Origin of the sequence: Caballeronia sordidicola, assembly GCF_002220365.1 — a bacterium.
In the GTDB taxonomy this organism is placed as follows: Bacteria; Pseudomonadota; Gammaproteobacteria; order Burkholderiales; family Burkholderiaceae; genus Caballeronia; species Caballeronia sordidicola_C.
This window is the reverse complement of record NZ_MTHB01000262.1, coordinates 158,902-178,197: the sequence shown is the minus strand read 5'-3', so window position 1 is coordinate 178,197 and position 19,296 is coordinate 158,902. Positions and strand designations below refer to the sequence as shown.

Annotated in this window: 21 protein-coding genes; 6 read left to right on the top strand and 15 right to left on the bottom strand. The window is 60.8% G+C overall.

What is annotated here, in order from left to right:
- Window positions 1–416: 416 nt before the first annotated feature.
- From BSU04_RS38560 to BSU04_RS38540, 5 genes are all read right to left on the bottom strand, one after another.
- Window positions 417–1,073 (bottom strand): YceI family protein, encoded by a 657-nt coding sequence (locus BSU04_RS38560; protein ID WP_089165471.1) that lies wholly within the window; start codon window positions 1,071–1,073, stop codon window positions 417–419.
- A gap of 55 nt (window positions 1,074–1,128) precedes the next feature.
- Window positions 1,129–1,632, bottom strand: coding sequence for a DUF3455 domain-containing protein (locus tag BSU04_RS38555; protein WP_089165470.1), 504 nt, complete (start codon window positions 1,630–1,632; stop codon window positions 1,129–1,131).
- A gap of 81 nt (window positions 1,633–1,713) precedes the next feature.
- Window positions 1,714–2,319 carry a superoxide dismutase gene (locus BSU04_RS38550; protein WP_256983785.1) on the bottom strand — a complete coding sequence of 202 codons (606 nt, stop codon included), beginning with the start codon at window positions 2,317–2,319 and terminating at the stop codon, window positions 1,714–1,716.
- A gap of 389 nt (window positions 2,320–2,708) precedes the next feature.
- Window positions 2,709–3,158 carry an autotransporter outer membrane beta-barrel domain-containing protein gene (locus BSU04_RS38545; protein ID WP_089165468.1) on the bottom strand — a complete coding sequence of 150 codons (450 nt, stop codon included), beginning with the start codon at window positions 3,156–3,158 and terminating at the stop codon, window positions 2,709–2,711.
- Between the two features lie 257 nt (window positions 3,159–3,415).
- Complete coding sequence (locus BSU04_RS38540; RefSeq protein ID WP_089165467.1) at window positions 3,416–3,886, bottom strand: MarR family winged helix-turn-helix transcriptional regulator; 471 nt, start codon at window positions 3,884–3,886, stop codon at window positions 3,416–3,418.
- Between the two features lie 255 nt (window positions 3,887–4,141).
- On the opposite strand from BSU04_RS38540, the gene BSU04_RS38535 reads away from it, so the two are divergent.
- Window positions 4,142–4,498, top strand: a complete 357-nt coding sequence (locus tag BSU04_RS38535; protein WP_144021489.1) for a LysR substrate-binding domain-containing protein — start codon at window positions 4,142–4,144, stop codon at window positions 4,496–4,498.
- Window positions 4,499–4,529: 31 nt separating this feature from the next.
- Here BSU04_RS38535 and BSU04_RS38530 read toward each other — a convergent pair whose 3' ends face one another.
- Window positions 4,530–5,546 (bottom strand): 1-aminocyclopropane-1-carboxylate deaminase, encoded by a 1,017-nt coding sequence (locus tag BSU04_RS38530; RefSeq protein ID WP_089165466.1) that lies wholly within the window; start codon window positions 5,544–5,546, stop codon window positions 4,530–4,532.
- A 160-nt stretch (window positions 5,547–5,706) separates the two neighbouring features.
- Between BSU04_RS38530 and BSU04_RS38525 the strand changes: the two genes are divergently transcribed.
- Entirely contained in the window at window positions 5,707–6,216 is a 510-nt protein-coding gene (locus tag BSU04_RS38525; RefSeq protein WP_089165465.1) for an Lrp/AsnC family transcriptional regulator, read from the top strand.
- A gap of 214 nt (window positions 6,217–6,430) precedes the next feature.
- Window positions 6,431–6,751 (top strand): pyrimidine/purine nucleoside phosphorylase, encoded by a 321-nt coding sequence (ppnP, locus tag BSU04_RS38520; protein WP_089165464.1) that lies wholly within the window; start codon window positions 6,431–6,433, stop codon window positions 6,749–6,751.
- 133 nt (window positions 6,752–6,884) lie between these two features.
- Here ppnP and BSU04_RS38515 read toward each other — a convergent pair whose 3' ends face one another.
- From BSU04_RS38515 to BSU04_RS38505, 3 genes are all read right to left on the bottom strand, one after another.
- Entirely contained in the window at window positions 6,885–7,241 is a 357-nt protein-coding gene (locus tag BSU04_RS38515) for a hypothetical protein (RefSeq protein ID WP_089165463.1), read from the bottom strand.
- Window positions 7,242–7,516: 275 nt separating this feature from the next.
- Complete coding sequence (locus BSU04_RS38510; RefSeq protein WP_256983780.1) at window positions 7,517–8,386, bottom strand: alpha/beta hydrolase; 870 nt, start codon at window positions 8,384–8,386, stop codon at window positions 7,517–7,519.
- A gap of 22 nt (window positions 8,387–8,408) precedes the next feature.
- The gene (locus BSU04_RS38505) at window positions 8,409–9,140 is read right to left on the bottom strand and encodes a DUF4118 domain-containing protein (RefSeq protein WP_089165462.1); all 732 of its coding nucleotides are present in this window, start codon (window positions 9,138–9,140) and stop codon (window positions 8,409–8,411) included.
- A 289-nt stretch (window positions 9,141–9,429) separates the two neighbouring features.
- Between BSU04_RS38505 and BSU04_RS38500 the strand changes: the two genes are divergently transcribed.
- Window positions 9,430–10,092: a response regulator gene (locus BSU04_RS38500; protein ID WP_089165487.1), complete on the top strand. Its 663-nt coding sequence runs from the start codon at window positions 9,430–9,432 to the stop codon at window positions 10,090–10,092.
- The gene (locus BSU04_RS38495; RefSeq protein ID WP_089165461.1) at window positions 10,089–11,438 is read left to right on the top strand and encodes an ATP-binding protein; all 1,350 of its coding nucleotides are present in this window, start codon (window positions 10,089–10,091) and stop codon (window positions 11,436–11,438) included. Before BSU04_RS38500 ends, BSU04_RS38495 begins: the two co-directional genes overlap by 4 nt.
- Window positions 11,439–11,442: 4 nt before the next feature.
- Here BSU04_RS38495 and BSU04_RS38490 read toward each other — a convergent pair whose 3' ends face one another.
- The 6 genes from BSU04_RS38490 to BSU04_RS38465 are packed head-to-tail and all read right to left on the bottom strand — an operon-like array spanning window position 11,443 to window position 17,181.
- Complete coding sequence (locus BSU04_RS38490) at window positions 11,443–12,276, bottom strand: phosphodiesterase (RefSeq protein WP_089165460.1); 834 nt, start codon at window positions 12,274–12,276, stop codon at window positions 11,443–11,445.
- A 32-nt stretch (window positions 12,277–12,308) separates the two neighbouring features.
- Window positions 12,309–13,367 (bottom strand): ABC transporter ATP-binding protein, encoded by a 1,059-nt coding sequence (locus BSU04_RS38485; protein ID WP_089165459.1) that lies wholly within the window; start codon window positions 13,365–13,367, stop codon window positions 12,309–12,311.
- Complete coding sequence (locus BSU04_RS38480) at window positions 13,364–14,260, bottom strand: ABC transporter permease (protein ID WP_089165458.1); 897 nt, start codon at window positions 14,258–14,260, stop codon at window positions 13,364–13,366. The genes BSU04_RS38485 and BSU04_RS38480 overlap by 4 nt, the downstream gene beginning before the upstream one ends.
- An 8-nt stretch (window positions 14,261–14,268) precedes the next feature.
- On the bottom strand, window positions 14,269–15,093 hold the full coding sequence (locus BSU04_RS38475) for an ABC transporter permease (protein ID WP_089165457.1): 825 nt from the start codon (window positions 15,091–15,093) through the stop codon (window positions 14,269–14,271).
- Window positions 15,094–15,103: 10 nt separating this feature from the next.
- Window positions 15,104–16,129, bottom strand: a complete 1,026-nt coding sequence (locus BSU04_RS38470; protein ID WP_089165456.1) for an ABC transporter substrate-binding protein — start codon at window positions 16,127–16,129, stop codon at window positions 15,104–15,106.
- The gene (locus BSU04_RS38465; RefSeq protein ID WP_089165455.1) at window positions 16,126–17,181 is read right to left on the bottom strand and encodes a substrate-binding domain-containing protein; all 1,056 of its coding nucleotides are present in this window, start codon (window positions 17,179–17,181) and stop codon (window positions 16,126–16,128) included. The genes BSU04_RS38470 and BSU04_RS38465 overlap by 4 nt, the downstream gene beginning before the upstream one ends.
- A 405-nt stretch (window positions 17,182–17,586) precedes the next feature.
- On the opposite strand from BSU04_RS38465, the gene BSU04_RS38460 reads away from it, so the two are divergent.
- A complete protein-coding gene (locus BSU04_RS38460; RefSeq protein ID WP_089165454.1) occupies window positions 17,587–19,269 on the top strand; it encodes a phospholipase C in 1,683 nt (560 codons plus the stop codon).
- The last annotated feature ends 27 nt before the right edge of the window (window positions 19,270–19,296 follow it).

Here is a 19,296-nt window from a genome sequence, read left to right as displayed (position 1 = left end):
GCACTGGTGGCGAAGCGTGTCTATGTCAGGATTCGCGAGAAAGAGGGGTTCAAACATCGGTGGCTCTGGCGAGCACCGTGCTTTTGGGGCACCTATGAATGGGAACTGCACGCTGTGGACACTTAGGGTAGCGTGGTTTGAAAGCGTTTTCTTTGCTTCGTTTCTTTGTCGCTAAGGACCAAGAAATGACGCGCCGCCACGCGCAGTGGCTAACAGTGCTAAAGAAATAAGCCAACTCAGGCAGACCACTAACACTGAAAGCAGCAACCCGGCATTGACCCAGACCGCTAACGCAGGAACCTAGCAACCCGGCACTGACCCCGACCGCTAACCCCAAAACCTGGCCCCCCATCACTGCCCCTGACCACCGCCCCACCCTGCCAAAACTCCCAACCCGTCCACCGGCGCGAGCGAATTTAATTAGGGGTGGTCGCGTCAAACTCCGCCTGAATTGCCACATGCACGTCATCCCCCACGGCCGGATACCACGTCGACAATCCAAACTGCGCACGGCTGAAATGCCCATCGGCGGAGAAGCCCAGCGTCTGTTGTTTGGTCAGCGGATTCGGCGCATGCCCATTGAACGTGACCGCAAGCGTGACCGGCCGAGTCGTGCCGCGAATGGTCAGGTCACCGGTGAGCTCGCCCTTGCTGTCCCCCGTGCGCTTGAACGCCGTGCTCGCGAAATGGATGGTCGGCGAATGCTCGACGTCCAACATATCCGGGCCCGAGACCATCTTGTTGAGAATCGGGACGTTGGTGTCAAGACTCGTTGCATCGATATCCACCGTCACCGTGCTTTGATCCATGCCGGCCGCATTCCAGTTCAACTGCGCGGTGGTCTTGTCGAAACGCATGACGAAGCGCGAATACTTGAAGTGATCGACATCAAAACTGACGTTCCAGTGATGCGGATCGAGTTGATACAGCCCCGCAGGAACACTTGCTTCATCAGGCGACACCGAATGTGTCACCACGCTCAGCGCCGTACAGGCCGACATCGACAAGGCTAACGCAATGAGCAAACCCGCACGAAGCGTGTGAATGCGGGACAGGAATCTGGAGTCATGCATGATTATCCTTTGAAGAGGTCAACGCCTGTGGCGCAAGCCATCAAGGCAACCCGTGCTACTTGTAGAAAATGTAATTGGCGATGTAAGGCGAGTTGCCAAGCTCATGTTCGGTCGAACACGGCGAGACCGGCATCACGCCACCCACAGTGTTCACGCGCTGAACATAACGAATGGCAGACAACATGCCGCTCGCCGCGGTGCTGCGGGTTTCGAGCAATAACTGCGGCACGCTCGCGGCGGATTCGCTCGGCGTTTGCGCAATCATGTGGCCCACGATCCGGCTGCCATCGTCCGCCTCCCACGACGGCCCAGCCGAGTGCCGGATCAATGCCTGCCCGCTTGTATCGTAAAGCGTTGCCTGCGGGTTCTTGAACACCCAACCCAGACGGTGCTGCGCATCGTATTCGCATGAATACACCTGCACGCCGGAAGCGGTCGTCGTCACGACGCGTTCCGCCTGAGGAGGATCAATAGAGGACGCAGCGGACGCACCAGTGCTTGCAACGCAGACGGCTATCACAGCCGCTAACCGGCTCACGCGGTCGAAATGAGTGAACATGAAACTCCTGCTTCAATGAAATGGCTGACCATGGATTGTGCGCCGGCGGCCACGCTGCGCGCACAACGCTTCCTGTCCTGCTCAGACCCGGTCCAGGTTAGCCGACGCAAACGCCCAGTTCAAATGCTGCGACACGGTAGCAACGAGATAGTCGGGACGGCGGTTCTGATAGTCCAGGTAGTACGCATGCTCCCATACATCGACCGTGAGCAACGGCGCGAGACCCCGCGTGAACGGCGTTTCCGCGTTGCTCGTCTTGATGACCGCAAGTTCGCCCTGGTCGAGTACCAGCCAGCCCCAGCCGCTGCCGAACTGCGATGCCGACGTGCTCACCAATGCTTTCGTCAACGCCTCGGTTGACCCAAACTTGCGCACGATTGCCGCCTGGAGTTTTTCACTCGGCTGAGTGGTAACAGGACTCAGCGAATTCCAGTAAAAATTGTGATTCCAGGCTTGCGCGGCGTTGTTGAAGACATCGGCGAGAGCGGGCTGATCATGCGATTGCATGATCACTTGTTCAAGCGATGCCTGCGCCAGCGGCGTACCGGCCAGCAGCTTGTGCAGGTTATCGAAATACGCGCGATGGTGCTTGCCGTAGTGGAACCCGATGGTGCGCGCCGAGATCACCGGCTCAAGCGCGTTGTCCGCGTAAGGCAGTGGCGGCAGCGTTTGCGGCGATGAACCCAGGTAAGCGGGAACGACGCCGAGCGTCGGTTTTGCATCGGCGGCAAATTGAGCCGATGAATCTTGCATGGAAGCGCCGAATGCGAACTTCGAGAGCGCGACGCTAGCCGACGCCAATGTTCCGCCTGCAATCAGGCGACGACGGGAAATAAGCGAGTTGAGCATGATGAAAACCGTAAGTGTGGAGTGATTGCAGCCATTACCGGTTCACCGGTCTGTTGTGGCCGCACTCACACAACGCTTCGGGTTCGACATCTATTCCATCGGGTGCTCACGTTATTCACGCCGGGCCGGAACAAGCTGAAGAGTTGGGCACCGTGGCCATCGGCAGAAGCAATCCCGCGGTGCAGCCCTTACATAAACGTCATGACATAAGCTTCATGACATCCGCATTAAAACCTCCACAACAAATTACCCTGGATCGCATTGTCCCGATACCCGCCGCCATATTGACCCGAGTACGAAACACCGACAGTCGCATTCTTACCCACAGAGACATCGAGGCCCAGTTCCACCACGGCGCTGTCGCGAGCAATGGGAACGCCGGACACCGTGAACGCGCTCGCGCTGCCGGCGAACGCCAGACTCGAGGTCGGCGTCGCGTTGTCAAACGCATGGCGCCAACCCACCCTGCCACGAGGCGTGATAACCGTCGTTCCGCTCAGGTCGAAGCGGCTTGCCGCTCTCACGCCAAGGGTCGAGTACGTCAGGTTTTGCGTGTCGTTGCCGCCATGCAGCGCCGCTGCTCCGCCGTCTTCGGTGAATCCATCGGTATGGAGATTCACGTAGGCGAGACCTGCAAACCGCTCAAGCGCAACCCGGCCGACCGGAATTGATAGCATGTTTTAACTCTTGAGATAACGCATGCTTTTGGACCTCCGAAATCATTCGATCATCGAATCGGTTTTGGAAACGGGATGGCGGATCTCGACGCAGAACTCGCAAGCGTCCCGCTTGGTCGCTTGGTCGCTTGCTTGAGGCCGCCCGATCAATCGGTGGCCCAGCCATGAATCGGTCCGCGCGTGTTCAATTTCACAGCCGCGCCGGTACCCCGCATAGCGACTGGATAGAACGCGGCGGAAAGTACGTACAGGACGGATTACCGGCGCAAGTTGCGCACGAAGGTCTCAAGGTGACCTTGCACCGAACTCGCGACGTCCGCTTCAATGCCGGCAAGCATCTGCGTCTCAAGCGCGCGCACAACCTGCTCGCACTGTCGAAGGACGTCACGCCCTTCGTCGGTCAGTTGCAGCAGGACAATCCGCCCATGCGTGGGGTCAGGTTCACGCGTGATCCAGCCGCGTGTTGCCATGGCGTTCATGACCTCATTTGCTGACTGCGGGGTAATGAGCGAACGCTCCGCGAGCTGGGCGTTCGACGCCTGGCCGCGTGCGTCGAGAACGGACATGGCCGTGAACTGCGAGAGGGTCAGGCCGAGCGGAGCGAGGGCCTCGGTCATCCGGCGCCGCAAGATCCGGTCGAGGCTGCCGATCACATAAGCCAGGCGAAGAGTGGGACGGCGTTTGCGTCCAGCGGGTTCTTCAGGAGTCGGCGCGGGTTTCTTGGTCATCAATGAGTGGGCTGATCGGCACGTTCCGAATCTTAACGTGCCGATTCAGTTTGGTGCGGGATGAGTGAACCCGTCGTCTGTTTCGAACCTCTTTGCCATCAACCTTTCAGTTCTGCTGGCTCACCGAAATCAGGCCATTGATTCGAAACCGGTCCAGGAACTGGAATCGCTCCGTACCCTCTTCCGGACCGGACTGGATCACGTTGCCAATGCGCATGGTTTGACAAAGGCGGCACCAAGCGCAAGAAGGTCAGCATGACGCTGGAGCAATTCATCGGCAGGAAACATGTGGTCGCGGGAACGCTGGCGCTCACGAATCAATTGCTCGAGAAAGAATCGCGGCGCCTTGGCGCGCGGCTGAATGTAGGGGTAGACGTGCCGTATCTGCTGGCTGTTCCAAGTCTGGTCGCGACCTCGGATTTCATTGCTGCCGTACCGGACGAACTCGCCGACCTGTTCTCGCGGCTTGCGGATGTGGATGTCTTTCCACTGCCGATAAAACTTCCCGACCTGACCGTCCAGGAGTTCTGGCGCGCCCGGCATCACAACGACGCCGGGCACCGGTGGTTCAGGGGCGTCGTGGCCGAAACGCTGCGTCTATACAAGACGTAACCGTGAACGCCAGCCCTGAACGCCCCTACGATCAACCGTCGCGAAACAGGAAGCTATAAGCGTTCAACGCCGGCACGCCGCCAAGATGCGCGTACAGCACCTTCGAGCCTTCCGGGAACTCACCGCGCTTCACCTTATCGATCATGCCGTGCATGGACTTGCCTTCGTACACGGGATCGGTCAACACGCCCTCCAGCTTCGCGCACAGGCGGATCGCCTCAAGCGTGCCATCATTCGGCAAGCCGTATTCGGGACCGCCGTACCGTTCGTCCAGCACGATATCGTTCAACGTGATGTCACGTCCCAACTCTACTCGCTCAGCCGTGTGCCGCGCGATCCGGTGGATCTGTTCACGGGTTTTTTCAGGCTTCGCCGATGCATCGATACCAATCACCCGATCCGCGCGTCCGTCCGCCGCAAAACCCACGACCATGCCGGCTTGCGTGCTGCCCGTGACCGAACAGACCACGATGTAGTCGAACTTGAAACCAAGCTCCGCTTCCTGCTGACGCACTTCTTCCGCAAAACCCACGAAGCCCAGGCCACCTAGCGGATGGTCCGAACAACCAGCGGGAATCGCGTAAGGCTTGCCACCCGCCTGCCGCACGCTCTCCAACGCGTCCTCCCAACTCTTGCGAAAGCCGATGTCGAAACCGTCGGCGACCAGGCGCACGTCGGCGCCCATGATCCGTGACATCTGGATATTGCCCACGCGGTCATACACCGCGTCCGAGTAGTTCACCCAGTTTTCCTGCACCAGCACGCATTTCATGCCGAGATGCGCGGCGACGGCCGCGACCTGACGCGTCTGGTTCGACTGAATCCCACCAATGGAGACCAGCGTATCGCACCCTTGCGCGATCGCTTCGGGGATCAGGTATTCGAGCTTGCGGGTTTTATTGCCTCCGAATGCGAGGCCGCTGTTGCAGTCTTCGCGCTTGGCGTAGAGGTCGACCTTGCCGCCAAGATGTTCTGACAGCCGTGCGAGCGGCTGGATCGGCGTCGGCCCGAACGTGAGCGCGTGACGGGGAAATTTCTTGAGGTTCATGGGTCGCTCCGGTGATCAACCAAGTCGTCGCATTAATTTGCGTCGATGAGAAGTATGGTAAAAAACTTTGCCGGAATCAGGGTTGCGAATAAATTGTTGTTTGTTTAATTCTCACTGAACGAATTCCTGGTTGGCATAATTAATGTGTGGAGAAATAGCTATGGGCGCAACAAAAGTTCGTGCTGGTTCGCGTGTGAGTGATCAATCGGGCCCCGAGTTGGACCGCGTCGACCGCGCGATCCTCAGGCTGCTTCAGCGCGACGCCTCTATGTCCAATGTTGCGCTCGCGGCCAAGGTGAACCTGAGTGCGCCGGCGTGTTTGCGCCGCGTGGAACGCCTTAAGCAAGCGGGTCTTATCCGGGGAATCGTGGCGTTGCTGGAGCCAAAGAAGCTCAACGCGGGCATGCTGATGATCATCGGCGTGGTGCTGGACCGCTCCACGCCCGAGTCCTTCGCCGCGTTCGAAAAAGCCGCGCAAAAGGTTTCGGGATGCATGGAGTGCCACATTGTGACGGGTGAGTTCGACTGCTTCATGCTGGTACGCACGCGCGACAGCGAGAGCTTTAACCGCCTGCACGCCGAGCAGTTGTTGTACTTGCCGGGTGTGCGCCAGGTCAGGACCTTCATGGTCTTGAAGGAAATCCTGTCGACAACCAGTTTCCCCATCTAGCGTTTGCGCGCTTGGCCGCGGAGCGCTTGGCGCATTCACGCAGCCATTGCCAAGCGGAACAATAATGACTATGTTTTGCGGGGCAGCAAAACCACGCTTCACGGTTCGGCCATGCCGATCCCGAGCGAGGCGATACGATTACGACAGAGCACCGTGCCGGTGGCCTGTGCCCCATGCCGTTGACCAACAAACCGGACCATAGGAATTTCCACGCATGACAACGACCGCACAATTCGACAACGTCTCGATCATCAAGCACGCCAATATTTACTTCGATGGCAAATGTGTCTCGCATACCATCGTGCTTGCCGATGGCACCCGCAAGACGCTAGGCGTCATTTTCCCGGCCCTGCTGACGTTCTCGACACAAGCGCCGGAACAGATCGATGTCAATGCGGGACGATGCCGCGTGCGTAATCCGGGAGAAGAGGCGTGGCGTGAATATGGCGCTGGCGAGTCCATCACCGTGCCGGGCAACACGAGCTTCGAGATTGAAGTGATTGAAACCGTCGACTACGTCTGCCACTACTTTTGAGCGCAGCCAGGACCGTCCTCGTGTGAAGCCACCGAGCCTGACCTGAACAAACAGACGGTCGACTGGCGGCCAGGGCTTGTAACGCCGTCAGTCCACCGTCTTCGGTCTTCGGGTATTGCACGCCGCACCTGCATTACCTGGACGCGATCTGCCGACGCGCCGCCGCCGGACAAAGCTCTGCGTACATCTGAACCAGCCACGCGTGCGGGCACTCGTCGCTGATCGTAATATCGTTCGCGTTGACATCGCTCAAGCCGATCTGCCACGCCTGCAAGGCGGCGTTGAACGCGCAGCTTGCCTTATGCCGCACAAACAGCACGCCGAGCACCGCGATAACGAACACCGTCGTCCTGAGTTCGAACGTGCCCGGATCGTCCAACGGCACGCGCAGCAGCAAGACGATGCAAAGGCATGCCGCCGTCAGCACCGCCACCGACGCCGACAGGAGCACCGCATGGGCGCGTAATGCGATCGACAGGGTGCTTTGCATGGCAGTCTCTCCGGGCTCGCGCCAAGCGGAATTGGCTTTCAGTCTCGAACGAGGCCCCGTTTCCATCCGATGCCGCGTTAAAGGCAACGCGGAATGCGGCACTGCGGTAATCCGGCGAAAACCGCACACCGCACGCATGACAGGATCACGTCGACCATAGAGTGCGCGAGACATGCTTAAGCGACGCTTATCCGCGCGCGGAGCGTTCATTTACCAAAAAGTGTTTTGAAAGCTTCGACGCCGCTGTGGGCCGCCGCCGGGCTGTCGCCCGGGCTTTATTTGCCGATGGCTGCCATCTGCCGCAGGCGCCGGGCCAGCGCCTTCGATACCACCGGCTTCGCGCCGCCTTCCGCACTGCTGGCGGCCTCGCTTTCCTTGAGAAACACGGCCGTCTCGCGCGCAACGATTTCCCGCTCGTTGTCGGAGGTGATCATATGGTACGAATCGTCGAGATAGATGGTGCGCAGAACCGTCGAACCAACGTTCGCCGCAACGAACTGCGCGTTGCGCGGGCTGGATGTTTCGTCGTCAATTGCATGGATCAGCAGGCAATCGTTCTTGAGCGCGGCGAGCGATTTTTTCACGCTTGCGGCAAGGCGGCTCGCCTCGTGCAGCGCGGGAAGCGAGATGCTCGACGGGCCGACTTCGCTCAAGTCGTTGCGCTGCATTGCCCGGCCGATCTTCGCCCGCAACGCCTCGTTGCGCAGTCCGAACGGCGCCTCCTCGTGATACCGCCAGCGATGGCGCAGCGGCGTGTAATAGGCCCAGCCAAGCAGGAAGCGATACCAGGGCATCGCCCAGCCGTCGTAGTCGAGCGTGACGGACAGCAGCACGATAGCTTGCGCGGTGGGCCGCTCATGCACGAGCGCCAGCGCCAGCGTGGCGCCCATGGAAAGGCCGCACACGGATACACGCGGGTAACGGGCGCTTAGCGCATCGAATTCCCTGACGGCGGCCGCAACCCATGCTTCCATGCGCAATTCCGGCGTGCCCGCGCTGTAACCGTGGAGGTTCGGCGCGCACGTGGTGAGCCCTTCGCTGTTCAGGTATCGCGCGAGATGGCGCATTTCCAGCGGCGAGCTGGATAGCCCGTGCAGCATCAGGACCGCATGGTCACTGCCGGGGTAAAAGGTCGAAGCGTTCAATGCAGGCGTTTCCTTTGTCACGCTAATCAATCCTGCGCAAAATCAGAAACTCACCGGCGTGCGTGGTAAAACGCTCGCAGATGCATTCCACGAGTCTATGCATGCCGTCGCCCGAAGCCATGCGCACGCGATGTCGCCCCGGCTGCAAACCACGCTGCAGCCGCTTGATATCGTCGGGATGGGCATTGGCAAAAAGCCGCCCAGGCGCCATTTCGTTCGCGCCGTGCTCCGCGCTGCGCTCAACCGCCTGCAAGAGGATGATGGCGTCGTGGTAGTGCGGCAGATGCCGCACCAGCCGGTGCGTTTCGTCCACCGCCCGGCGAGACAGCGCCCGTTCGTTGTCGGCGCGCAGCAGCATTTCGTAGCGAGAGAGCGCCACTGCCGCGATCAGCTCTGTACTGAATTGCGAGCGCCGCAGCCGTTCAATGAGCGTGATGGTGGACAGCGTGACGAGCGGGTAAGAAATCGCCAGCATGATGTCAGCGCGATCGATGACTGCAATCTGGCCGTAAGGTGGCACAAACAGGAAATCGGCAATGCCCAGTCCAAGCAACATTACCGTCAGCGAAGGGATAAGGCCAAAGAAGTATTCGACCATGGCCGCCGCTATGCAGAAGGCGACACCCGGCATCACCGGCCCCAGGAATGGGTGCAAGGCAAGCCTGACCCCGCTTGCGACACAAAGCGCGAGCGCGCTCATTAACCACACTCGCTTGCCTCGCGGCGCCCAGCGGCGGGCGTTTTGAATATTCATTGATGCAGCTTTGTGTCAGCGAAATAATCAGGAAAGAGATGAATTATTACACACAGTTACAGGCAGTGTGGCATGCGCATGCTTAAGCGATGCTTAAGGACTTTCCAGCACGGTCACGCCGCTAAAACAGCTCGTTCGCAGACAAGGGGGTGTTAAGGATCACTGTGAATTGACAACGTTGGTCAAAGGAGCGGCTGATTCCTGGAAGCCGATGCTTAAGGAACGCTTAAGCACCTGCCGCGGAGAATTCATGCTCGATACTTATTGGCAGGACCGGGAAAAACTCACGATGCGGCTATTGCTGGTGGAAGATGACGAGATGATTGCCGAAACCGTGCTCGACTCGATGCGCCGGCTGGGGTATGCGATCGATTGGGCGGCGGACGGTCGCGCCGCTGAGCTGTCGCTTGGCAATGGGGTGTACGACCTTGTACTGCTCGACCTCGGCTTGCCGAAACGCGATGGCATCCAGGTGCTGAACACGTACCGCAAGGCGGGCGGTGCGGCGTCAGTCATCATCCTGACCGCACGCGATGCCGTGGATGACCGCGTTCGCGGACTCGACGCGGGCGCGGACGACTACCTTATGAAACCCTTCGATCTCGACGAGCTTGCAGCACGCGTGCGCGCGGCGCTGCGACGTCGTACCGGACAAAAGCAGCCCATCTACACGCATGGCGAACTAGCACTTGATCCCGCCTCGCACGAGGCAAGCAAGGCCGGTGTGCCGTTGCCGCTGGTGCCACGCGAGTTCGCGTTGCTCCAGGTGCTGATCGAGGAGCCCACACGCGTATTCAGGCGTGCGGAACTGGAAGAGAAGCTGTACGGATGGGGTGAGGAAGTGGGCAGCAATACCATTGAGGTACATGTCCACAGTCTCAGGCGCAAGATTGGCGCGGAGCAGATAGTGACGGTCCGGGGCGTGGGCTACCGGCTCAGGGGACTCGAATGAGATCCATTCGCCGCTGGCTGCTCGGCTGGCTGATCTTCGGACTGGCCGCGACGTCGCTGGCGGCGGCCTATGGCATCTTTGACACCGCGCGCCGCGAGGCGGGCGAGTTGTTCGACTACGAACTGCGCACCGTCGCGCTGTCGTTGCCCGCGAATATTGCCACGGCCGACGCTGCCGAGCAGCGCAGCCACGACTTCGACGGCATAGCCGACGACCGTATCGCGATCGATATCTGGAACAAGCAAGGCCAGCTTGTTTATCACTCGCTCAAGGAGCCGGCGTTGCCGCGCGTCGCTGAAGGATTCAGGTCGATTGAACGCGGTGAATATCGATGGCGCGTGTTCGGCCTGCAGCAGCCGGACCGATATATCCAGGTAGCGCAACCGTTCTCCGTTCGCGAGGATCTTGCGCTGCGGCTTGCCTGGCGCACATTGTGGCCGCTGGCCCTGGTGGTGCCGGTGACCATTGCGCTGGTGCTGTTTGTCGTGGCCCGGGGACTTGCGCCGATCGGTGGATTGTCGCGGGCGTTATCGCGGCGCTCGCTCAACTCGCTTGAGCCGTTGCAGGCCGGCGCTCGGGTGCCGGTCGAGATTCGTCCACTGGTCGATGCATTGAATGACTTGCTGCGGCGTTTGGACGACGCGTCGCAGGCGCAGCGAATCTTTGTTGCCGACGCGGCGCACGAGTTGCGCACGCCACTGACCGCGTTGAAGCTGCAGCTTCAGGCGGCCCGGCGTGATGGCACGTTGCAAGGTGAAGGCCAGACGCTGGAGCGTCTCGAGGGACGGCTCAACCGGATCATTCATCTCGCGCATCAGTTATTGGCGATGGCGCGCGAGGATGCGAACCGGGCGGCGGCGGTGGCGCCCATGAGTCTGCGCCGTCTCGCGGAGAGGTCAGTGAGTGATCTGTCGTTGCTGGCGGAGGCCAAGCGCATCGATCTGGGACTGGAGGAGCGCTCGCGCGATGCATCGGATGACTATGTCGTGCTTGGCGACGAACATTCGCTGGGAATCTTGCTCAACAATCTGATCGATAACGCGATTCGCCATACGCCGGAAGGCGGAAGGGTCGATGTGATCCTCACGCGTGATGGACAGGGCGTAGGCGTCGACGTTGTAGATACGGGTACGGGCATCGCACCCGATGAACTGGACCGGGTGTTCGACCGGTTTTATCGCGCTACCGGTGCGCAGGGGTCGGGCAGCGGGCTTGGACTCGCGATTGCCTCGAGCATTGCGGGGCGGCATGGGGCTACGCTCGATGTGCGCAATCGCGAGGACGGGGCTGGGTTGATCGTGGAAGTGGGGTCGCTGGCGCCGGCGCCGGGAAAAGTAACCGGCTAAGCCCTTAGTCGACCAACGCCCCGTCGTCATCGAAAAATGGATACGGGCCGTCGAACTGCTCGACATACTCATGATGCGACACGAGCCCCACGCCCTCCGTCCAATAGTGCAAGGCAAACGCACCCGGCTCGAGCACGAACGCCGACGGTGCATCGACATGCAGATCAAGCACCACCTGATGCGCGGTCGACGGCGCGATAGAAGCGATCGTTCCCGCGAAGCGCCTATGCACCGGCCGATGCACATGTCCGCACAAAACGCGTTCGACATTCGGATACCGCGAAATCAGCGCTTCGAGCTTCGACGCGGCCTGCACGTCAAGCGCCATGTCGTCCATATGCCCGATACCGGTAGCAAACGGCGGATGGTGCAACGCGACAATCACCGGGCGACCGTCAGCGGCCGCCAATTGATGCTCGAGCCAGGCAAGACGCGCGTCGCATAACGTACCTGGGCTTTCCCCCGGTTTCTGCGAATCCAGCGCGATGACCCGTGTATCTTGCAGATCGAACGCGTATTGCACGAAGTCGCTGCCGGTACCGCTTTCGTGCAGATACCCCGCATCGAAAACCTCGCGCAATGCCGCGCGATCGTCGTGATTCCCGACCATCAGATACACCGGAATGTCCAACGGCTTCAGACACGCCGCCAGATGCCGGTATTCATCGACGGTTCCAAAATCCACCAGATCGCCCGTCACCAGCACAGCGTCCGGACGCGGGCTCAATGCGTTCAGACGCTCGACACAGGCACGCAGACAGGCTGCTGTATCGACTTTCTTATACGCAAGCACACCGGGAAGCTTGATATGCAAATCGGTGATTTGAGCGAGCAGCATGGCATCTCCTTGTTTGATCTGAAGCGAGGGGGTCAGTGCAGCGCGACCCAGCCCTCGTCGCGCACCGATATCCCCACGGCCGTTCCCTCGGCCAGTTCCACACGGCCGGGCACATCGACAATCAATGCATCCGGCGCCGCGTCCCTGATTTTCAAGCGGGTGCGTTCACCCAAAAACAGCGCCGACTCCACCGCGCCGCGCAACTGCGCAGCCTGCGGATCGACAAGCACGGCATCTTCGGGCCGGAAGAAAATCTCCGACCGCGCGCCATCCCGCGCACGCAATTGCGCGACCAGTCCCGTCACGCTAATCGTACCGCCAAGCGTGACGAATGCGTTATCACGACATTCGCCCGCCACCCGATTCAATGTGCCAATGAATTGCGCCACCGCGCGGCTCGCTGGCTGATAATAAATCTCGCGTGGCGTGCCGCATTGCTCAATGCGCCCGGCGCTCATCACCACGATCCTGTCAGCAAGCGCCATCGCTTCGGACTGGTCGTGCGTGACGTAGATGCTGGTCACACGAAGTTCGCGCAGCAACGCATTCATCTCGGCACGCAAGGTTTCGCGCAGACGGGCATCGAGTGCGGTCAGCGGTTCATCGAGCAACAATACACGCGGCCTCGGCGCCAGTGCGCGAGCCAGTGCAACGCGCTGGCGCTGGCCGCCGGACAATTCGGTGATCGGCTTGTCTGCGTGCGCGGTCAGCTCGGTCATCTCGAGCAATTCATCCACGCGGCGACGCGCCGCCGACGCCTCCACCTTCTGGATCCGCAAGCCGTAACCCACGTTGCCACGCACGGTGAGATTGGGAAATAGCGCGTAGTTCTGAAACACCATGCCGACCTGACGACGCTCGATAGGCAATGCCGTGACATCGTCGGCGCCGAAACTCACGCGCCCGCCGGCATCGGGCTTTTCCAGCCCCGCGATCAAGCGCAGCGTAGTGGTCTTGCCACAACCGGACGGTCCAAGCAGCACCAGCGTCTCGCCAGGTTCGATGCTGAGATCGACGGGTTCGAGCACACGCTGCCCGCGAAACGTTTTCGCGCAACGGCTGAGGGTGACGGGAACAGCTTCGAGTCTCATCGTGCAGTCTCTACAGGGTGGGTGAGGGGTTGCTGCCCGGGAGCGCTACTTCGCGACAACGCGCGCTTGCGTTTTGCTGCGGCGCGGGAACTCTGCGCGCCTGCCGGATCGACGCCCAGCCACTGCATCGCAATCAGCAATGGCAAGGTCATCAGCAAGAACAGAATGGTGTACGCGCTGCCGACTTCAAGACGCATGGACGCATAGGCATCGGCGAGTCCGACCGGCAGTGTCTTGGTGTCGGGTGTATGCAGCATCCACGTCAGGTTGAATTCGCCTATCGACAAAGTCAGCACCGCGAGCGCGCCGGCAACAATGCCAGGCCGCGCATTCGGCAGCACGATCGTCAGGAAGCGCTGCGCAAACGACGCGCCCAGACTCGTCGCGCCTTCCTCCATGGTCCGCAGGTCCGTACCCGCGCAGACGGCGGCAACCGAGCGAACCATGAATGGCAAGGTGAAGACCACATGCCCGGCGACGATGAACCACATGCTCGAGCGAAAAGCACTCCAGCCGCCATACACGGACAACAACGCCAGTGCCGTGGCGAGTCCCGGCAGTGCGATAGGCAGGACAAGCAGTTCTTCGACAAAACGCGCCCAGCGCGTATTGCTTCGTGCCAACGCGTACGCTGCGGGCACGCCAATGGCGAGCGTGATGGCGAGCGTTGCAAGCGCGATCTCAATCGATAACCAGACCGAACCCTGATACATCGCCCACACTTGATCGAGCCACTTGAGCGTCAGTCCACTCGACACACCGCGAAAATAGTTGACGGTCAATCCGGCCATCACCGACATCACCACGGGCACGACCATGAACGCGACCAGCGCAAGTGTCAGCAGTAATTGCCCCGCAACGAGCAGACGACGCGGTCTCAGGAACTCAGGCATCGGCGTCCTCACGCGGTAGCGGCGACAGTCGCGCCGGTGAGGCTGCGAGCAACCGCCAGCACTGCCCAGGTAACGAGGCCGAGCACGATCGACAACGCCGCTGCCGTCGCAAGATTCGCGTTCAGCGTGAACTCGGTATAGATGGTCATCGGCAATACGTCGAGGTCGGTGGCGAGCGTGAACGCAGTGCCGAAAGCACCCATCGCGGTAGCAAAACACACGGCGCCCGCCGCGATCAGTGCAGGCATCAACGCCGGCATGACCACGTCTATGAAAATGCGCCACGGCGATGCCCCCAACGAGCGCGCCGCTTCCTCCAGCGAGGCATCGAGCTTCGTAGCAGCTGCCATGACCGTAACGATCACGCGCGGAATCGAAAAATACAGATAACCGAGGAACAAGCCGCTGAGTGAATACGCGAACACCCAGCGATCGCCCGTCAGCCGTAAGGAAATGGCGCCGACCAACCCTTGGCGCCCGGCCAGCATGATCACCATGAACCCCACCACCACGCCGGGAAACGCGAGCGGAAACGTGAGCAGCGCGACCAGCAATCGCTTGGCCGGCAACTCGCGGCGGGCGAGAAACAAACCGGCGATTGTCGACAACACCAGCGTCGCCGCTGTGACTGCCAGCGACAACGCAATCGTCGCGAGCAAGCTATGCAGATAACGCGAGTTGGTCAGGACCTCGCGATACGCGGTGAACGCATTTGGCACCGCGCTGGCTTGCAGCAACGCGACCAGCGGCAGCAGCCAGAACGCGCAGAACACGGCCAGCGCGGGTGCCAGCAGGAAGACCCGCGTGCGGGTGGAGAAAGTGGAATCTTGCATCGTTGGAAAATCAGTGCATGACGCGCAAATACTCTTCGCCGAACGCGCCCTGCTTGGCGGCCATCTTCGCGAAGTCGACATCCTTGGCGCGCGCATATTCCGACGCCGGCAGGAACTTGGCGGCTACGTCAGGCGGCAATGTTCCCCCACGCACCGGTCGCAAATACGCGTTCGCCCACAAGCGCTGGCCTTCATCCGACAGCACGAAATCCAGCACCTTCTCGCCGTTCACCTGATGCGGTGCGCCCTTCACGAGGCTCATCACATACGGCACGACGATCGTGCCTTCCTTCGGAATCACGAACTCAACGTTCGCGTGATCCTTGTACTTCGCACGATACGCGTCGAAGTCATAGTCGAGCAGGATCGGAATCTCGCCGGACATCACGCGGGCATACGCGGTCTGCTTCGGCACGATCGGCGCGTTGGCCTTCATCTTCTCGAACCAGTCGAGACCTGGCTTGAAGTTATCGAGCGTGCCGCCAAGCGCCTGGTTCACGGCCACCGCGCCCGCGTATCCCACGAAGGCCGACGACGGATCAAGATAACCGACCATGCCCTTGTATTCCGGCTTCAACAAGTCCGCCCACGAACGCGGAACGGGCTTGCCGTCGAGCGCGTCCTTGTTCACGAAAAAGCCCAGCGTGCCCGAATGGATCGCGAACCAGTAGCCGTTGGGATCCTTCATGCCGGCCGGGATATCGTTCCAATTCGCGGGTTTGTACGGTTGAATCAAACCCTTGTCTTTGGCCTGGAACGCCGATGAAACGCCGAGATACACCACGTCGGCAATCGGGCTCTTTTGCTCGGCCATCATCTGCGCGATAGCCTGGCCGGAGTTCTTGTTATCGAACGGCACGCGAATGCCGGTCTGCTTCTGGATGGCAGCAATCTGGCTCGCCCAGTCCGCCCATTCCGGCGGACAGTTGTAGCAGATCGCGGTGCTGTCGGCGGCGTTGTCTGCATACGCCGCGCCAGCCGCGCAGAAGGTAGCAGTCACTGCAAGCAGCGAAGCCAGGACATGACGGATTTTCATGCAGGATTCTCCGATACGAGGAAGGCCGTTGTGGCCGCAGGATCGATCAATGGCGCGATGGTCGCGCCGGTTCTTACGCTATGAGGCAACTTGAACGGAATGGGGCCACTGGTGGTGTCGCCGGGCAGGCCAAGCTGCTTGGCGAGATGAAGCCAAGCGCACCGGCCAATCTCGCGGTTCGGCGTGGCGACGCTGGACAGCGCTGTCGATAACCACTCGCCAAGCGGAATGCCGTCGAAGCCAAGCACCGAAATATCGTGCGGCACGGACAAACCCGCATGCCGCAAACCGCGTATCACGATCATCGCCAGGCGGTCGTTGCTGCAGAAAAGCGCAGTGGGCCGGCGAGCGGGATCGGAGAGAGGGGCGAGCAGCGAAGGCGGCAAATCTTCCGCGTTGAAATCGAGTTCGAGGGGCGCATGCGGAGTGAGACCGGCATCGAGCATCGCGTCTTCGTAGCCGCGATACCGCAAGCGTGCGCGGTCAGATTCCGCGAACGGACCCGCCAGCATCAGGATGCGCCGATGCCCGCGCTGCAACAACGCACACACGCCGTCACGCGCCGCCCGCCGGTTATCGACGGACACCGCCTCGCGATACGCCGTGTCGTTATGCGCCAGCACATAAGGCAAGCCGATGCGATCCAGTTCGTTCAGCAAGGGGTTGGATTCGGCGTCCGCCACCGTGGCGATCAGACCGTCCACGCGTTGCTCGCGCAAGGTCTCGATCGCGCGGCGCTCACGCTTGCTGTCATACGCTGTGGTCATCAGCATCAGGCGGTAGTCACTGGCGGATGCCGCTTCATCAATGCCCTGCAGCGACTCGGCGAAGACGGGATTGGCCAGTGTCGGCACGACCACGCCGACCAGCCGCGTGCGCACGCCGCGAAGCTGGCGGCCTCGTGCACTGGGCATGAAGTCGAGCGTTTCGATCGACTCGCGCACCTTGGCGAGCGTCTCCACATTGAGCAATTGCGGTGCGTTGAGCGCACGCGACACGGTAGCGATAGAGACGCCCGAATGCGCGGCAACGTCCTTGATGGTGGAGTGCATGGGCGGTGGCAAGAATTCACTGAAAACGTTTACAGCAGCGATTATCGAAGCGCTCTGTGACGTCCGCGTGAAAGCGCGCGACTCATTACCGTGGGGTCCGCGCGACGCTTTCCATGCGCTTAAAAAAGCCTTGCCATCAAACAGCCGGACGAGCGCTCAGGCCACAGGCGTTGAAGAGCCAGCCCGTAACGGACTTCGACGTTCAACCTTACCGACTCTTTCTGCTTGTTATTTCCATGTAACCCCAGCGAAAGCAGACCGTCTTTTAGGGTTCATACGCAAGTGTTCCAATGCGCTCGGATCGAAAGAAAGGTCTTGGAATAGTCCGCATCCTAGTCCGCACCCGTCCCTAAGGCCACGCGGCCACACAAGCACTGAAACAACAACGACATCGGAGCTTCACACATGTTTCGTCGAGCCTTAATGGTTGGCGTACCCACTGCAGCAATGGCTATCGGCCTATATGCCTGCGGCGGTAGCAGCAACAGCAGCAACTCGTCGCAATCCGCTCAGAACCGGTTGGCGACGGCTACCCCCATCAAGCACGTAGTCGTGATCTATAACGAGAACGTCTCGTTCGACCACTACTTCGCTACCTATCCGAACGCAGCGAACCCGGCAGGCGAGCCGGCGTTTACACCGGCAGCGGGCACGCCGGCAGTGAATGGTCTTAGCGGCACCTTGCTGACGGCCAACCCCAACTTCACGAACCAGCTCAACGGCACGGCAGCAGCCAATCCGTTCCGCCTGGACCGCACGCAAGCCGCGACGGCCGACCAGAACCACGCGTATACGGCTGAACAACACGCCTACGACAACGGCGCAGCCGACCTCTTTCCGAAGTACACGGGTAAGGGCACAGCAGGCGGCGCAGGCGCATTCGGCACCGCTGGCCAGGTCATGGGCTACTACGACGGCAACACGGTCGGCGCCCTCTGGAACTACGCGCAGAAGTTCGCCATGAGCGACAACGCGTACACGTCCACCTACGGTCCGTCCACGCCGGGCGCACTCGAAGTCGTGTCGGGTCAGACCAACGGCCTGACGCCGGTCAAGTTCAGCACGGGCCCGGTCAGCGCGACGGCCACGGGTTCGTACTACGTGAACGACGGCCAGGGCGGCTTCACGCTGATCAACGACGTTGATCCGGCCAACGACACTTGCTCGAGCACGACCGACACCGCGCTGCTGGCCGCCAAGAACATCGGTGACTTGCTGAACGCCAGCAACATCTCGTGGGGCGGCTTCATGGGCGGCTTCAACCTGACGACCGTGAACAGCAACGGTACGACGGGTTGCAAGCGCAGCACGTTGTCGCCGGTGGTGGGTCAGGCGACCGCCGACTATGTCCCGCACCACAACTGGTTCCAGTATTTCGCATCGACGGCTAACCCGACGCATGCACGTCCGAGCTCGACGGCAGTGATCGGCTTGTCGCTCGAAGCGGACGGCAAGACGCCGGAACCGGCGAACCACCAGTACGACACCGACGACTTCTTCGCCACCGTCAAGGCCGGCAACTATCCGTCCGTCAGCTTTATCAAGGCGCCGGCGTTCCAGGATGGTCACGCAGGCTACTCGGATCCGCTCGACGAGCAAGCTTTCACCGCGAAGATCGTCAACTTCTTGCAGCAGCAGCCGGATTGGGCGAGCACCGCTGTGATCGTGGCGTGGGATGACTCGGACGGCTGGTACGACCATGCCTACGCAGTCCCGACATCGTCATCGTTCGACGCGATTGCCGACCAGGTGAATGGCGCCGGCACGTGCGGTACGGCGACGGCCCCGCTGGGCGTGAAGGGCGCGCCGGTGAACGGCCGCTGCGGTCCGGGCACGCGTATTCCGTTCATCGTGATCTCGCCGTGGGCGAAGGTGAACTACGTGGACCATACGCAGATCAGCCAGGCTTCGGTGGTGCGGTTCATTGAAGACAACTGGCTCAACGGCGCGCGTCTCGGCGGCGGTGCGTTTGACGCAACTGCCGGCAGCATCAACGGCATGTTCAACTTCAGCGGTGCGGGTAACAACCCGACGCTGTTCGTCGATCCGAACCTGGGTACGCCGGTCGCATCGGTTCCCGCCATCTGATGGTTGCCTGATCGCCTGCGTCGGATC